The organism is Flavobacterium indicum GPTSA100-9 = DSM 17447 (assembly GCF_000455605.1).
GTDB classification, from domain to species: Bacteria; Bacteroidota; Bacteroidia; order Flavobacteriales; family Flavobacteriaceae; genus Flavobacterium; species Flavobacterium indicum.
In genome coordinates this window covers 581,833-597,792 of the sequence record NC_017025.1, presented here as the reverse complement: position 1 = coordinate 597,792, position 15,960 = coordinate 581,833, and the positions used below count along the sequence as shown (strand labels likewise).

At 31.9% G+C, this 15,960-nt stretch carries 15 protein-coding genes, 1 pseudogene and 1 riboswitch; of the genes and pseudogenes, 1 reads left to right on the top strand and 15 read right to left on the bottom strand.

Annotated features, from left to right (window positions below; genetic code table 11):
* Positions 1 to 4: 4 nt before the first annotated feature.
* The 5 genes from KQS_RS02495 to KQS_RS02480 form a co-directional block, all read right to left on the bottom strand.
* Positions 5 to 1,531 (bottom strand): cryptochrome/photolyase family protein, encoded by a 1,527-nt coding sequence (locus KQS_RS02495; RefSeq protein WP_014387636.1) that lies wholly within the window; start codon positions 1,529 to 1,531, stop codon positions 5 to 7.
* Positions 1,528 to 2,841, bottom strand: a complete 1,314-nt coding sequence (locus tag KQS_RS02490) for a DASH family cryptochrome (RefSeq protein WP_014387635.1) — start codon at positions 2,839 to 2,841, stop codon at positions 1,528 to 1,530. Before KQS_RS02490 ends, KQS_RS02495 begins: the two co-directional genes overlap by 4 nt.
* Positions 2,819 to 2,932 carry a DUF2256 domain-containing protein gene (locus KQS_RS14150; protein WP_449404063.1) on the bottom strand — a complete coding sequence of 38 codons (114 nt, stop codon included), beginning with the start codon at positions 2,930 to 2,932 and terminating at the stop codon, positions 2,819 to 2,821. The genes KQS_RS02490 and KQS_RS14150 overlap by 23 nt, the downstream gene beginning before the upstream one ends.
* Positions 2,933 to 2,948: 16 nt before the next feature.
* Positions 2,949 to 4,256, bottom strand: coding sequence for an ABC1 kinase family protein (locus tag KQS_RS02485; RefSeq protein WP_014387634.1), 1,308 nt, complete (start codon positions 4,254 to 4,256; stop codon positions 2,949 to 2,951).
* Between the two features lie 82 nt (positions 4,257 to 4,338).
* Complete coding sequence (locus tag KQS_RS02480) at positions 4,339 to 5,013, bottom strand: TetR family transcriptional regulator C-terminal domain-containing protein (RefSeq protein WP_014387633.1); 675 nt, start codon at positions 5,011 to 5,013, stop codon at positions 4,339 to 4,341.
* 123 nt (positions 5,014 to 5,136) lie between these two features.
* Between KQS_RS02480 and KQS_RS02475 the strand changes: the two are divergent.
* Positions 5,137 to 5,790, top strand: a pseudogene (locus tag KQS_RS02475) (ATP-binding cassette domain-containing protein); the annotation flags it as partial.
* 35 nt (positions 5,791 to 5,825) lie between these two features.
* Here KQS_RS02475 and KQS_RS02470 read toward each other — a convergent pair.
* The 10 genes from KQS_RS02470 to KQS_RS02425 all read right to left on the bottom strand — a co-directional run bounded on the left by KQS_RS02470 (position 5,826) and on the right by KQS_RS02425 (position 15,922).
* Positions 5,826 to 6,557, bottom strand: a complete 732-nt coding sequence (locus KQS_RS02470; protein ID WP_014387632.1) for a head GIN domain-containing protein — start codon at positions 6,555 to 6,557, stop codon at positions 5,826 to 5,828.
* Entirely contained in the window at positions 6,557 to 7,660 is a 1,104-nt protein-coding gene (locus KQS_RS02465) for an acyloxyacyl hydrolase (protein WP_014387631.1), read from the bottom strand. The genes KQS_RS02470 and KQS_RS02465 overlap by 1 nt, the downstream gene beginning before the upstream one ends.
* A gap of 53 nt (positions 7,661 to 7,713) precedes the next feature.
* The gene (locus KQS_RS02460) at positions 7,714 to 8,100 is read right to left on the bottom strand and encodes a hypothetical protein (RefSeq protein ID WP_014387630.1); all 387 of its coding nucleotides are present in this window, start codon (positions 8,098 to 8,100) and stop codon (positions 7,714 to 7,716) included.
* Between the two features lie 259 nt (positions 8,101 to 8,359).
* Entirely contained in the window at positions 8,360 to 8,809 is a 450-nt protein-coding gene (locus tag KQS_RS02455) for a tetratricopeptide repeat protein (protein WP_014387629.1), read from the bottom strand.
* A gap of 116 nt (positions 8,810 to 8,925) precedes the next feature.
* Positions 8,926 to 9,882: a methylenetetrahydrofolate reductase [NAD(P)H] gene (gene metF, locus KQS_RS02450; RefSeq protein ID WP_014387628.1), complete on the bottom strand. Its 957-nt coding sequence runs from the start codon at positions 9,880 to 9,882 to the stop codon at positions 8,926 to 8,928.
* A gap of 69 nt (positions 9,883 to 9,951) precedes the next feature.
* The gene (metH, locus tag KQS_RS02445; protein WP_014387627.1) at positions 9,952 to 12,660 is read right to left on the bottom strand and encodes a methionine synthase; all 2,709 of its coding nucleotides are present in this window, start codon (positions 12,658 to 12,660) and stop codon (positions 9,952 to 9,954) included.
* A 38-nt stretch (positions 12,661 to 12,698) separates the two neighbouring features.
* On the bottom strand, positions 12,699 to 13,016 hold the full coding sequence (locus KQS_RS02440) for a four helix bundle protein (protein WP_014387626.1): 318 nt from the start codon (positions 13,014 to 13,016) through the stop codon (positions 12,699 to 12,701).
* Positions 13,017 to 13,043: 27 nt separating this feature from the next.
* The gene (locus KQS_RS02435; RefSeq protein ID WP_041252179.1) at positions 13,044 to 14,033 is read right to left on the bottom strand and encodes a homocysteine S-methyltransferase family protein; all 990 of its coding nucleotides are present in this window, start codon (positions 14,031 to 14,033) and stop codon (positions 13,044 to 13,046) included.
* A gap of 61 nt (positions 14,034 to 14,094) precedes the next feature.
* Positions 14,095 to 14,197: riboswitch (SAM riboswitch) on the bottom strand.
* A 128-nt stretch (positions 14,198 to 14,325) separates the two neighbouring features.
* Positions 14,326 to 15,501 (bottom strand): trans-sulfuration enzyme family protein, encoded by a 1,176-nt coding sequence (locus KQS_RS02430; protein ID WP_014387624.1) that lies wholly within the window; start codon positions 15,499 to 15,501, stop codon positions 14,326 to 14,328.
* Between the two features lies 1 nt (position 15,502).
* Positions 15,503 to 15,922 (bottom strand): OsmC family protein, encoded by a 420-nt coding sequence (locus tag KQS_RS02425; protein ID WP_014387623.1) that lies wholly within the window; start codon positions 15,920 to 15,922, stop codon positions 15,503 to 15,505.
* Positions 15,923 to 15,960: the final 38 nt, after the last annotated feature.

Here is a 15,960-nt window from a genome sequence, read left to right as displayed (position 1 = left end):
CACTCTATAGGTTTCTTTTTTCAATTAAAAAATGTGCGCGTTCATTTATTTTACTCAATTCTTGTTGGTCCATTTTATTCATCATAGCATACATCATTTTCATACGTTGATTGGATTCCAACCGATTTCTATTTCGATCTAAAAAATGCCAATACAGACTATTGAACGGGCAACTATTTTCTTCCGTTTTGGTTTTTTTATCAAAAGAACAAGAAGCACAATAATTACTCATTTTATCAATATAGTTGGCCGAAGAAATATAGGGCTTAGTAGCTACAATACCTCCATCTGCAAACTGACTCATACCTCTAGTATTTGGCAATTGAACCCATTCTATTGCATCAACATAAACGCCCAAATACCATGCATCTACTTCATCTGGATGAGATTCCATTAAAAGTGCATAGTTTCCTAAAACCATTAATCGTTGAATGTGATGTGCATAAGCATGATCTAACGAATTTTGCGCACAAGTTGCTACACATTTCATTTTCGATTTTCCCGTCCAGTAAACTTCGGGCAATGCGCGTTCATGTTCTAAAAAATTGCCAGATTTCAACTCATTAAATTTATTCCAATACACCATTCTTACAAATTCTCTCCAACCTAAAATTTGCCGAATAAATCCTTCTACTTGTGCCAAACCTACCTTATCTTGATTAGTTCCGTAATAATCTTCTACTTTTTGAACCACTTCATTAGGGCTCAACATTTTTACATTCATGGCAAAGGACAAATTAGAATGAAACAACCATACCTCATCAGTATGCATGGCGTCTTGATACGTTCCAAAATGAGGCAATAAATGTGTTATAAAATAGTCTAATTGCAACAAGGCCTGTTCTCTTGACTTGGGATAGTTCGAAATAGAAGTAAATTTCCCAAAGGTTTCAATATTCATAGCCTTTAAATCCTCAACCACATCTGAAACATCATTTTTGAAGTGGACTACATGAGGAATAGGAACTTGATTTTTCCATTTATTTCTATTTTCTGCATCAAAATTCCATTTTCCTCCCAACGGTTTATCGTTTATTACAAGAACTTGGTGTTTTTTTCTTAGGTGCCGGTAAAAGTTTTCAAGCAAATAGTATTTTTTTTCTTTACCCAATTCTGCAATTTCAGACAAACTACAGAAAAAATGTTCCGTTTCAAAAGCCTTAACTTCAAGAGAAAATATCGATTTAAAATTTTTAAACACTTGGTATAATCGATATTCATCGGGCAATTGATAGTGTATAGCCGTTATTGAAAAGGATTCAATTAGCCCCTTTATATTTTCTTCAAAAGAATGCTTGTTAAGCGAATCATTAATTTTTATATAATATACCTGACAACCTTTTGAACTTAAAGTTTCTGCAAAATTTCGCATAGCAGAAAAAAAAGCGACAATCTTTTGTTTGTGCTGTTTTACATAATTCGTTTCCGATTGCACCTCCATCATTACATACAAGTAATTCGACTGATCTTGTTCCTGAAACCAAGAATGAGCATCATTCAATTGATCACCTAAAAGCAAGCGCAAAATCATAATTCTACCGCTTTTTTAGTTAACCAAAGATTGCGAAAAACATAATAATTATCGTAGTTTTTAGCTTGTAATTCTATATTAAACTTACGGTCTCGCGGATCATTTCCAACACCAGCTAAATAATTCCAGTTCCCATAATTGGAATGCACATCATAATCTATCAAAAAAGCTTCAAAATAACTCGCCCCAATTCGCCAATCTTGTTCCATTTCTTTTGCAAAATAACTCGCTACATTTTGTCTTCCTCGATTACTCATCCATCCCGTATTTTTTAACTCCAACATATTCGCGTTGATAAAATCATAACGGGTATTCCCATTGATCCAATCAGCAATTACTTTTTCATTTCTTTTCCAATTATAATTTCGGTTTAAAATCCCTGAAAGTTGAAACAATTGATTTCCGTATTTAATACTAACACATTTAAAAAAGTCGCGCCACAACAATTCGAATAAGACCCAATAGGTTGAATCATTTTCTAAGACTTCCTGTTCAAACTTTCTCACTTCATGATACACCGTTCGAACGGAAAGCGAGCCATTTGCTAGCCAAGGAGCCAATTTGGTACTGTATTGAATACCCACCAATTCATTTCTGGTATCCTTATAAGTTTTTATTTGTTGGTGTTCCCAAATGTATTTTTTCAGATGTTGTAACGCCTCAGATTCACCGCCTTTGAAAGGAAAAGCCGAACGTTCATCTACCTGTAAAGAAGAATACCCCAATTCTTCAACAGTAGGTACAGCAGAAGAAAAGGGTAAATCTATTTTTTTAAACAAATAATTTGCCTTAGGAATCACTTCATTAACAGCCCATTTTTGTTCCACTTTTTTGCGGTAAGACGTAAAAACATTGGGTAAATCGTTTAGAGAAAAAGGCAATTGAGCAGGTTCAATTAAAAATTGGTCGTAATCCGTTTTCAAGCTAACGTTGGGGAAAGCAGTTCTGACTTTATTTTCAACCTCAACTTCTTCTTGAGTCCATTCATTTTGTGTAATGATAGTATCAAATGGAAAACTAGTATAAATTTCTTCAAAAGCCTGAACCGCCTGACATTGAAAAAAATAAAAAGAAATATTATTTTTAGACAATTGTAGTTGTAAGTCTCGCAACGTTTCTACTAAAAATTGAGCCCGAAAGACTTCCATTTTTTTCCAGCCAAAAGAAGTAGGTTTTAACCATTCTGGTTCCAAACAATAGAGTGCAATTACCTCATCCTCTTTTTGAATATGATTCCAAAAAGCAGCATCGTGTGTACGCAAATTATTCCTAAACCAAATGATTTTTTTACTTCCTTTTTCTACAAGCATCGCTACAATATTTTACTTCATCCCAATTTTTCTCCCATTTTTTTCTCCAAGAAAATGGTTTCTCACAAGAGGCACAAATTTTACTTGGCAAATAAGACTTATTCCCTTTATGATAAGTATTTTTCAAAATCGTTAATTTTAATTTTGGCTTTGATATCAAACATTAAATTATACAAACCAAAAAACGTTCGATTAACATAAATAAAATGCTTAGAACCTCGATTCCCATTCATTTTACGCAATTGCTTGTCGTTTGCAAATTTTTCACTTAGCGCTGCTATTTTTCCAAAAAATACAGGATTGGCAAAATCAAATTCAGGTTTGTGAATGGGTTCTGTAAAAACCGTTAACAATTCATGAAACATTGCGGTAAAAAATTCAATTTCTTTAGTACTATCCGTTGGTTTTAAAATTTCTAATTCAACTAATTTCTCCTTGAAATAGTCTGCATTTGCCAAAGCACTTGGTGTAGAGACTTCAAAATAAGGTTTATAAAATGAATCTGGAATTTGTTTCATACAACCAAAATCAATCGCAATTAAATTGGCTTGATCATCGACTAAAAAATTACCTGGATGCGGGTCAGCATGAAACTTTTTTAATTGATGAATTTGAAACATATAAAAATTCCAAAGCGTTTGACCTAGTTTGTTTCGTTTATCTTGAGAAACTTCCGTTTTGCAAAATTCAGATAAATGCACACCTTTCATCCAATCCATTGTAATGATTTTATCCGAAGACAACTCAGGATAATAACTTGGAAATTTTAAATTTTCGATCACTTCACATTCCTTACGAACAGCTTCACTTTGTTTCAATTCTAATTGATAATCCGTTTCTTCTGTTAATTTATCCTCCACTTCTTGAAAATATTCATCTGAAGTACCTTGCAAATTAAACATTCGCACCGCGATAGGCTTCACCAGTGCGATATCAGTACTGATACTTTCTCTTACACCAGGATATTGAATTTTTACCGCTAAATCTTTCCCATATTTTTTGGCTTGATGTACTTGACCAATACTCGCTGCGTTAATAGAATCGGGCGCAAATTCATCAAACAATTCCTCTGGATATTTTTTAAAATAATTTTTAAACGTTTTGCGAACTAAGGGTGCCGATAAAGGCGGAACAGAAAATTGCGACAACGAAAATTTTTCAACATAAGACTGAGGCAATAAATTTTTCTCCATGCTCAACATCTGAGCCACTTTTAAAGCACTGCCTTTTAATTCTTTTAATCCGTCATAAATATCAGCAGCATTATTCTCATGCAATTTATCCTTTGTTAAATTTGGATTAACCACCTTTTCGCCGTAGTATTTTAAATAATTCCCACCTACTTTAACACCGGTAGTAACTAATTTAGCTACACGTTCCACTTTATTCGTTGGAATAGAATCTATTTTTTTCATCTGTTTAAGTTATATTTTTCAGTGGAAACCTATAGAATCCCCTTATTTAACAATAGGATATTAAAATTTATTGGTTGGGATATCATTTTTTTGAATTAAAATTTCCAAATCGTTCTTTCCAAATAAATTTTCCAAAATCGAGAATACTTTCAATCGGAACATTATACACCACATCAAAACTAGCTTTCACTGATTTTTCAATAAACACATCCGTTTTTTCAAAACTAGTTGATGTATCTTCTATCCAATACTTAAGGACAGACATGAATTGCAACCAAGCCCCTTCATGCACCACTCGATTTTGAATATCTGTTATTTTTTGATTTTCAATTCTATAAGGGGTTTCCAAAACCGTTTTAACATAAGACAAAAACTCTTTACGAAGTTGTTTTAGCTTCATAAGATTCTTCAGCGGCATTTTTTCTTGTTTAAGCAAGTACACAACAAAACTTCTATTGGCAGTAGCTATTTCAAAAAATGTAAAATAAAAACAAGACAATTTTTGTGCAGCATCATAATTTTCATATTCAGCCGTTTTATTTAATAATTCTAATGTATAATGAAACATATCAGAAAAAAACTGTTCTTCTAACGCCTCGAAAGAAGCAAAATATTTATAGAACTCCGATTCTTCAATACCATTAATCTTAGCAAACTCATATACTGAATGTGGCTTGTGACCTTTTAAAAGCACATGATCCATATAAAAAGACACCACAGTATCTTTATTTATTTCGGTTATTTTTTTCTTTGCCATAATTTAAGTTATTTTTTTGTTTAACAAATTTACAAAATATTTAAACAAAATGAATATTTCTTAACTTTATTTTATCTATACGCTTATAACTTTATTTTATTATTTTTGCTAAAAACACAAATCATGTCAATCGAAGTAAAAAATATTACTAAAGTATACGGAGAACAAAAAGCTTTGGATTCCATTTCATTTTCTGTAAACAAAGGTGAAATTGTTGGATTTTTGGGTCCGAATGGTGCTGGAAAATCAACTTTAATGAAAATATTGACTACTTATTTGACGGCTGATGAAGGAGAAGCATCAGTAAATGGATTTGATGTGCTTTCTCAAACCAAACAGGTTCAACAATCAGTTGGTTATTTACCGGAGCACAATCCCTTATATTTAGACTTATATGTTAGAGAGTATTTAGAGTTTAATGCTGATTTACATAAAGTTTCAAAATCTAAAATTGAAGAAGTAATTCAATTAACAGGTTTAACCCCAGAAAGTCATAAAAAAATTGGTGAACTCTCTAAAGGGTATAGACAACGTGTCGGTTTAGCTACTGCTTTATTACACAATCCAGAAGTATTAATTTTAGATGAACCAACAACAGGATTAGACCCTAATCAATTAGTTGAAATTAGAGAATTAATTAAAAATATTGGTAAAGACAAAACCGTATTTTTATCCACCCACATCATGCAAGAAGTAGAAGCCATTTGTGATCGCATTATCATTATTAACAAAGGTAAACTTGTTGAAGACGCTTCAATTTCTGAATTAGGTAAAAATTTAGAAAAAGTATTTAGAGAAAAAACCAAGTAAGTTTAGTTCAAAATTAAAATACCCGTAAACAATTGTTGAACATCAATAATTGGTGGATTATTTTTTAAAATTACATTTCCAGTACTTTCAATTTTACCAGTTACACTTTGAATTGGTTTTATAATCATATCGTTAGATCCACGATGAAAAACTTTAATATTTTCAACTTCTAAATTTTCGCCATAAAAACGACCATCTCCAAAATAGAAATTTAATAATAATTCATTTGAATATCCATTTAAATAAAAATTTGCTATATAATTACTTTCCACCACAGTTTGCCCATTATTTATAGTAAGATAAAAATCACCAGTTCCTGACTCTCCAGAGCCATCTAAAGAAAATAAGCGGAGAATTGGAAATGATAAAATACCATCTGAACGAATATCTTGTTCTGTTTTACTATGAATTTCAATTAAATTAGGAGTTGTAACATAAACCGTTGCGGCCTTATAATCACGTGTCCAATTACAGGTTGTATTACCCTTTACTATTAAAAATTCTCCTTCTTTAGATACTTCAATATTATCAATAATGTTTTGTCCCGATTCAATTCTGATATTATAATTAGCACCTTGTTTAACAACTAATTCAATTCCAGAATGAACTCTAATTTTATCAAAATCAGCAATTGAAAGGTTTTTATTTTGTATCGATCCAGAATTTTTAAAACAATCTTCTGAAACACCACAACCAGTCATAACCAGTGCGGTCAATAAAAGTAAATATTTCATCATAATCTAGTTCCTAAAGTTACTTCAATTCCTTCAGCACGTGCTCCATGAGATTTCAAACCAACACCTGTAAAAATATTTTTATGCAAATAATATTTTAATCCCAAACGTTGGTATATGTCAATTTCATACTTAAAGGGCTTATAAACATAATACCCAACTTGTGTTTCAATAGTTAATTTATTAATAATCAACTCATGCCCAACAAACAAACCAACTCGCTTATAATCAACATCTGGTTTTACAATTTGTCCCTTTGGTTTAGCTACAACTACATACTTAATATAATCCCGTAAATACCTTGAAAAGAAAACGTCTGTTCCTAATTGAAGTGTACTTTTTCTACCAATACGTTTATCAGCATACAAACCAATATGATAAAATTGTCTTTGCCCCAAATTAACAACTGGGCCTTCAGAGCGACCTGTTCGAAAAGCTAGGTTGTATTTGATAGGTTCTCTAAACGATTTTTTACTAGGTAAAGAGTCTGATTTAATAAATTCATTTTCTTTATCAAAATTATAATTCAACCCAAAGTTAAAACTATACGTATTTAAACCACTATTAGGTGCTTTAAATCGTCCATTCGAAAAATGAGACAACATAAAACCAGTTTGAATTCCAATGGGGCCGATTAAATTTTTCTTTTGATATTGTAATAAGAAGTAATTATTATCGAGGACTTTAGTCCCAAAAGCATTATTTTTATTATTTGATTCCTTATCATAAGGATTCGTAGTCATTCCAATTCCCTGAGAGATTCTTAATAGCAAATGACGCTTTAAAAAATAAAAGTTAAAATGCGCACCAATGGCATAATTAGTACCTAAGTACTTCATGTTATAATTCATTGAATGCAATGAAAATCCAAATTCCGGGTAATTAAAATAGTGATGCCATTCTTTGGATCCATTTGTTTTCCTATTAAAAGACAACAGAAATCCATCTGGATGTCCAGTGGCCAAATGTGCTACATCAGGTGTATGTTTATATATATTTCCCCTAAATAATTGAAAATCTAAATTGTAATCATTATTAGAAATTTGACCAAAAACTGCAAAACAATTTAATAAAGCTATTAAATAAAAATAAAAATTCCTCATATCTAGTAACAAATATATAGATTATGAGGAATTTTTAACTAATTATTTTATTTTTATTGATTAGCCAAATACCTGTCTCTTAAAATAAAATAATCATCATATATTGCTGCCCAAGCTTCATCAGACAATTTTTCATTTAAAGTTTTATTAAAAATAAAATCTTGTTCGACAAAACCATATTTTTCAATTGCAACCCTGATAGTTTGTATTGCTTCTTTCTTTTGTTTATTTAAATAATAACTATTTGCAAACTCAATATAAACTTCTTTCAAATCTTTATTTGAAGTTTCCTTCAAATATTTTTTGTAACAAATAATAGCCGAACTATAATCCTTCTTTGTACTAAATTCTCTTGCTTGATTTAACAAAGAATCATTTTCTATTGCGGAGCTTAGCTGAGCAATGAAAAGCATAACTGTAAGTAGTAAAAATCTTTTCATGTCAATTTAATTAGTAGATTATATTCTAAAATTAGTAATTTTAATTTTAATCACCAAATTAAATTGCGATATTTTCAAAAAAACATTTAAATTAATGAATACTTAATACTATAATTCACTAATTAATAATAAGTTAACATGAAATCTAAAAATTCATTAACAAACTGATATTTTTAAATAATTGATTCTTAATTATTTACAATAAAAAACCCGTTTGAATTAGTTATTTCAAACGGGTTTTCACAAAAAATCTCTTTAACTATTTTTTTTCTGATGGGGTAACAATATTATTTTCTACATATTGATCCACATCACCAACTCTGTTAATGTACTTTTTTCTAAGAAAATTATAATCAGGATAAATATCAGACCATACAACTTGATACGTTTCTTTGTTTAAAACGGTGCTGTTTTCTAAATCTTCTTTAGTTGCGCCGTATCTATAAATTGTTTCTCTAATAACTTTAATAGCCATGTCTTTTTTTCCATGTAAAAAATAACAATTGGCTACTTCATAATAAATATCCTTTAAGTTTACAGCTTCGTTACTAAACAATTTAATATATTTTATATAGGTCTTTATTGCATTTCTGTAATCTTTGTTTTCAGAATAGGTTCTTGCTTTTGTTAAAACTTCATCTCTATCATTCGCAGAAAAACTAATTTGGAAAAATAAAAATGCAATCAGGAGTAGTGTTGTTTTTTTCATAAATAACTGGTTTAAAATTATTTACAAACAAAAATAGCCAAACTCAAATAACTCGCACAAAAAATCCGATAAAAACAATAAAACCTCGATAAATAACACAAAAAGTAGTGAATTTGTTAAAAAACCTCACTAGCTATTGCTTTAATATTATCCGATTTACCCATTGAATAATAATGCAAAACAGGAATTCCTGCAGCTACTAATTCTTTACTTTGTTGAATACACCATTCAATGCCAATTTGACGAACAGCATCATTATCTTTTGCTTTTACAACTTCCATAATCAAATCATCAGGCATTTCTAAACTAAAGCGATGAGGAATTAAATTCAACTGCTTTTTGGTTGCAATAGGTTTTAATCCCGGAATAATTGGTACGGTAATTCCAGCAGCTCTAACTTTAGCAACAAAATCGAAAAACTTTTTATTATCAAAAAACATTTGGGTGATAATATAATCCGCACCATTTTTTATTTTTTGTTTTAAGAAATGAATATCACTATCTAGACTTGGTGCTTCCATATGCTTTTCTGGATAAGCAGCAACACCAATGCAAAAATTAGTTTGGGCTGTATTTTGCAAATCTTCATCCAAATACACCCCTTCATTTAGATTACTGATTTGTTTTACCAAATCTGAAGCATATTCATTACCTTCTTTTTCAGGTTTAAAATAAGTTTCAGTCTTTAGAGCATCACCTCGCAAAGCCACTACATTATCAATACCTAAAAAATCCAAATCAATTAAGAGATTCTCCGTATCTTCTTTTGTAAATCCTCCACAAAGAATGTGTGGTATAGCATCAACATTGTATCTATTTTGAATACCCGCACATATCCCTACAGTTCCGGGACGCTTTTTTACAATTTTCTTTTGCAACAATCCATTAGCTAACTCTTTAAATTCATATTCCTCCCGATGGTATGTCACGTCAATAAAAGGTGGGTTAAATTCCATTAATGGATCGATTCCATCAAAAATGGATTGTATATTTTGACCTTTCAAAGGTGGCAATATCTCAAAAGAAAACAATGTCTTTCCTTTTGCATTTTCAATATGTTGTGTTACTTTCATTTTTTAAGTTGTTGGTTGTTGGTTGTTGGTTGCAGACTTATTCTATCAACTAATAACCATCATCTATTATTAATCTGCTAAATTAGGTGAAAGCCATTTTTCAGCTTGTTCAATATTTATTTTTCTTCTTTTAGCATAGTCTTCCAATTGGTCTTTTTGGATTTTTCCTAACCCAAAATATTTACTTTGAGGGTTTGCAAAATAATATCCAGATACAGAAGCTGCTGGCCACATTGCCATACTTTCCGTTAGTTTTACACCTATTTCTTCTTCTACTTTCAATAGCTTCCAAATCGTTGGTTTTTCTAAATGATCAGGGCAAGCAGGATAGCCTGGAGCAGGTCGTATTCCTTTGTAATTTTCTTTGATTAATTCTTCGTTTGAAAAATTTTCCTCTGCAGCATACCCCCAAATTTCTTTACGAACTTTTTCATGCAAATATTCAGCAAAAGCCTCTGCAAATCGGTCGCCAAGCGCCTTTACTAAAATTGAGTTATAATCATCTAATTCTTTTTCAAATTCTGCAGCTTTTTCATCCACTCCAAATCCGGTTGAGACACAAAAACAACCTATATAATCCTGTATATTAGACTCCTTAGGCGCAATAAAATCAGCCAGAGCAATATTGGGTGCACCAACTGTTTTTTGTGATTGCTGTCTTAAAGTTAAAAAAGTTGTTGGTTGCTGATTGTTAGCTAAAGGTTGCACCAGTATATCATCATCATCAATAGAATTCGCAGGAAAAATACCTAATATACCTTTTGCTTCAAACCAATTTTCTTTAATAATTTTTGCAATCATATGTTGAGCATCTGCAAACAAATGTGTGGCTTGTTCACCTACCACCTCATCGGTTAAAATTGCGGGATATTTTCCGTATAATTCCCAAGATTGAAAAAACGGTGTCCAATCGATATAATCAACCAAATCCTTAACTTCAATTTGAATCTTTTTAGTTCCAATAAAATTTGGCTTACTAGGTTGATAAGTAGACCAATCTATTTTAAATTTATTTTTTCTTGCCTCTTCAAGAGATAAAAAATTCTTTTCTCTACTTCTGTTCAAATAGCCTTCACGCAATTGGGAATATTCTTCTCTTAAAGCCGATGAATAGCTTGCTTTTGTATCGGGTTGTAATAAATTACTAGCCACCGTTACTGCTCTAGAAGCATCATTAACATGCACAACAGTAGATTGGTATTCAGGCGCAATTTTAACTGCAGTATGTGCTCTAGATGTCGTTGCCCCACCAATCATTATTGGAATTTTGATATTTAATTTTTCCAATTCTTTAGCCAAATACACCATTTCATCTAATGACGGCGTAATTAAACCACTCAATCCAATTACATCTACATTTTCTTTAACCGCCGTTTCAATAATTTTTTCAGGAGGCACCATCACTCCTAAATCAATGATTTCAAAATTATTACAGGCTAAAACCACCGAAACAATATTTTTACCAATATCATGCACATCGCCCTTAACTGTCGCCATTAAAATTTTCCCTGCGCTAGAAGATTTACCGTCTTTACTTGCTTCAATAAATGGTAACAAATAAGCGACAGCTTTTTTCATTACACGAGCTGACTTTACTACTTGTGGCAAAAACATTTTACCTGAACCAAACAAATCGCCTACGACATTCATCCCGTTCATTAAATGATTCTCAATTACTTCAATAGGTTTGTCTACTTGCAATCTTGCTTCTTCAACATCGAGCTCTATAAATTCATCTAACCCCTTAACCAAAGAATATGTCAAACGCTCTTGAATAGAACCATTACGCCATTCTTGCACCACTTTTTCATTTGTTTTGAAATCACCTTTATAGCTTTCCGCTAATTCTAACAAACGTTCTGTAGCATCATCTCTCCTATCCAACAATACATCTTCAACATGTTCTAATAAAACAGGGTCGATTTCATCATAAATCTCCAACATTTCAGGATTTACAATTCCCATCGTCATGCCATGTTTGATCGCATGATATAAAAAGGCCGAATGCATAGCTTCACGTACTTTATCATTACCTCTGAACGAAAAAGACACGTTACTTACCCCACCACTAATATTAGCATAAGGCAGATTTTCTCTAATCCATTTGGTAGCCAAAAAGAAATCCAATGCATTTCTTCTATGCTCCTCCATACCTGTAGCGACTGGAAAAATATTGGGATCGAAAATAATATCCTCAGCAGGAAAACCTACTTTATTTACTAATATATCATAAGAACGTTTACATATTTCAATACGACGTTCATAAGTATCTGCTTGTCCAACTTCATCAAAGGCCATTACTATTACAGCAGCGCCATAACGTTTTATCAATTTAGCATGATGAATAAAAATAGCTTCTCCTTCTTTTAAAGAAATGGAATTTACGACTCCTTTCCCTTGAATTACTTTTAGCCCAGCTTCGATGATTTCCCATTTTGAAGAATCAATCATAACCGGAACACGTGCGATATCGGGTTCAGCGGCGATAAGATTTAGGAATTTTGTCATGGCAAACACACCATCTAACATACCTTCATCCATATTAACATCGATGATTTGCGCTCCGCCTTCTACTTGAGCACGAGCAATATCTAATGCTTCATCATATTTTTCTTCTTTAATTAATCGAAGAAATTTTCTTGAACCTGTAACATTTGTTCGTTCTCCAACATTAATAAAATTGGATTCGGGTGTAACAATTAAAGGCTCTAAACCTGATAATTTTAAAAATCGGTTGATAGTTGATGGTTGATGGTTGATGGTTTTATCAGTTTCCATAATTAAAGTTTTTTGTAATAATTGATAAATCCATTTATTTATTTTTTACATGTTTCTATTTGATTAATAATAATTTCAAAATCATTTGCCGACATATAATTTTGGTCTAAAGACAAATAAAACTGAGTTTCTAACTCATATAACGAACCTCTTGAAATATGCAAAAAATGCAATGTTTCTTTCGAAGATTGTCTTCCAATACCTTCAGCAATATTTGAAGGAATAGAAACAGCACATCTTCTAATTTGATTAGTTAATCCGTAAACCTCTTCTTTTGGAAAAACTTTTGTTTTGTTATAAACCAAGTTAGTTAATTTTCTTGTCTCAAGCCAAACCTCTAGTTCTGTATATTTCATTTTATTTAAACTTTTAACCAACAACTACTAACTAACAACCAACAACTTTCTTGGTTTAAATTCTTTAGCTACCTCAGCAATAAGTTTAATATGCTCAGGTGTAGTTCCACAACAACCTCCAATAATATTCACTAAGTTTTCTTGCAAATATTCTCGAATTAATTGTTGCATTTCTTCTGGAGTTTGATCATATTGACCAAATGCATTGGGCAAACCGGCATTAGGGTGTGCGGAAATATTTAAACTGGTATTTTGGGACAACCTTTTTAAATAAGGTTTCAATTGATCTGCGCCTAATGCACAGTTAAACCCAACACTTAATAATGGTATATGTTCTATTGATATCAAAAAAGCTTCTACAGTTTGACCCGATAACGTCCTTCCAGAAGCATCAGTTATAGTTCCTGAAACCATGACTGGAATGTCAATTTTACGCTCCTCTTTTACCTCTTCGATTGCAAACAAAGCTGCTTTAGCATTTAATGTATCAAAAATCGTTTCCACTAAAAGTAAATCACTACCACCGTCGATTAATGCCTCAACTTGTTGTTTATACGCTAATTTTAATTCATCAAAAGTAACTGCTCTGTATCCAGGATCATTTACATCAGGAGACATCGAGGCTGTTCTATTCGTTGGACCAATAGACCCAGCTACAAATCTTGGTTTATCGGTGAATTCATCGGCTACTTCACGGGCTATTTTTGCAGATTGATAATTCAATTCATAAACCAAATCTTCCATATGATAATCAGCCATTCCAATTGTAGTCCCTGAAAACGTATTGGTTTCTACAATATCTGCACCAGCAGCAAAATAGGCTCTGTGCACCGCTTTTACCGCTTCAGGTTGCGTGATGGATAACAAATCGTTATTTCCTTTTAGTGGATGTGGAAAATCTGCAAATCGGTTGCCACGAAAATCTGCTTCTTCAAATTTATTGCGTTGCAACATTGTTCCCATTGCTCCATCAAGGACTAGTATTCTTTTTTTAAGTTCTTCTTGAATTTTTGACATAATTTTGATAACTCTATACGATGATTTCATAACGTTATCAAGAAAAATGAAGAGAATTTTCAAGTTATCTTTTTCGCAAATTGCGAATAGAATGTAGCACCTTCTATTTAATAGGGTTGCTAAGCTTTCATTGGGTCTATTCCCTCCAGCTTTCGTGATAACAACATTAATTGTATGAACGTTGCAAATGTAAAACAAAATAATTAAAAATGAAATATTTTCTAAACATTAACCTATTTAATCATTTTTATAGATGTTTTAACTGTATTTTATTCAAATCTTAAAAAAATAATCAACCAATACTAGCTAAAGCTTGTTTTAAATCATTAATTACATCATCAACATGTTCCAAACCAACCGAAACCCGAACCAAACCATCAGTAATTCCAACTTTTAAACGTTCTTCTTGAGACAATTTACTATGCGTGGTTGAAGCTGGATGCGTAACTATTGAACGAGTATCTCCTAAATTAGCCGATAACGAACACAATTGAATGGCATTTAAAAATTTTCTTCCTGCATTTATCCCACCTTTGATTTCAAAAGCTACGATATTCCCTCCTAACTTCATTTGTTTTTTGGCTATTTCGTATTGAGGATGAGAAGGCAAAAAAGGATATTTCACCACTTCCACTTGATCGCTTGATTCTAAAAATTGGGCTACTTTAACTGCGTTTTCACAGTGCTTCTCTACTCTAATAGGCAATGTTTCTAAACTTTTTGACAAAACCCAAGCATTAAATGGAGATAATGCCGGACCTGTATTTCTTGAGTACAAATAAATTTCTCGTATTAATTCTTTTTTACCCACTACAACTCCTCCTAAAACACGCCCTTGACCGTCCATTAATTTTGTTGCAGAATGAATCACTAAATCCGCACCAAATTTGATGGGTTGTTGCAAATAGGGCGTAGCAAAACAATTATCTATGATTAAAATTAAATTATATTTTTTAGCAATTTGTCCTAATAATTCTAAATCAATGACATCAACCGCCGGATTGGTAGGAGATTCGGCATACAAAATTTTTGTATTTGATTGAATAACATGTTCTATTGTTTCTGGTTGATTTACATCAAAATAAGTGGTGGTAATATTCCATTTCGGAAAATATTTAGTAAAAAGTGTATGTGTAGAACCAAACACACTGCCTGCAGAAACGATATGATCGCCTGCATTCAACAAAGCAGCAAAGGTTGAATACACAGCGGCCATTCCCGTAGCAAATGCAAATCCGTCTTCAGCTTCTTCCATTTTACAAACTTTATCAACAAATTCAGACGTATTTGGATTGGAAAAGCGACTGTAAATATTTCTATCTATTTCCTCTGCAAAAGACGCTCTCATGTCTTCAGCATCTTCAAAAATAAAGCTTGAAGTTAAATATAAAGGAGTTGAATGTTCTAAAAATTGTGTTCGTTCTGTTTGCGAACGTATAATCTGGGTTTCAATATGATTGGTTGACATGCTATTTTTGGATTACGTTAACTTGATAATTAATTTCTACTGAAGGGGCAAAAGTTTTAGACACCGAACAATATTTTTCAAAAGACAATTGTGCTGCTTTTTGTGCTTTTTCCTCTGAAATTTCTCCCTCTAAAAAAATAGTCACCTTAATATCCTTAAAAGGTTTAGCTTCTTCAATTGGTACACGAACACCTTCTACTTCTGCGAAATAATTCGTAACAACTTGCCTCTGTTTTTTTAAGATAGTAATGATATCAATTGCGCTGCAACCGGCAACTCCCATCAATAAAAGTTCCATTGGACTTGGCGCTAAATCCTGACCTCCAAATTCAGCTCGATTATCTAAATATACTTTATGACCGCGTTCATTTTGTAATTCAAAATGATAGTCTTCATCAATTCTTTTTAATGTAATTTTCATGTATTTCTTAAGTTTGTTTTTAATAAAAATAACCCGCA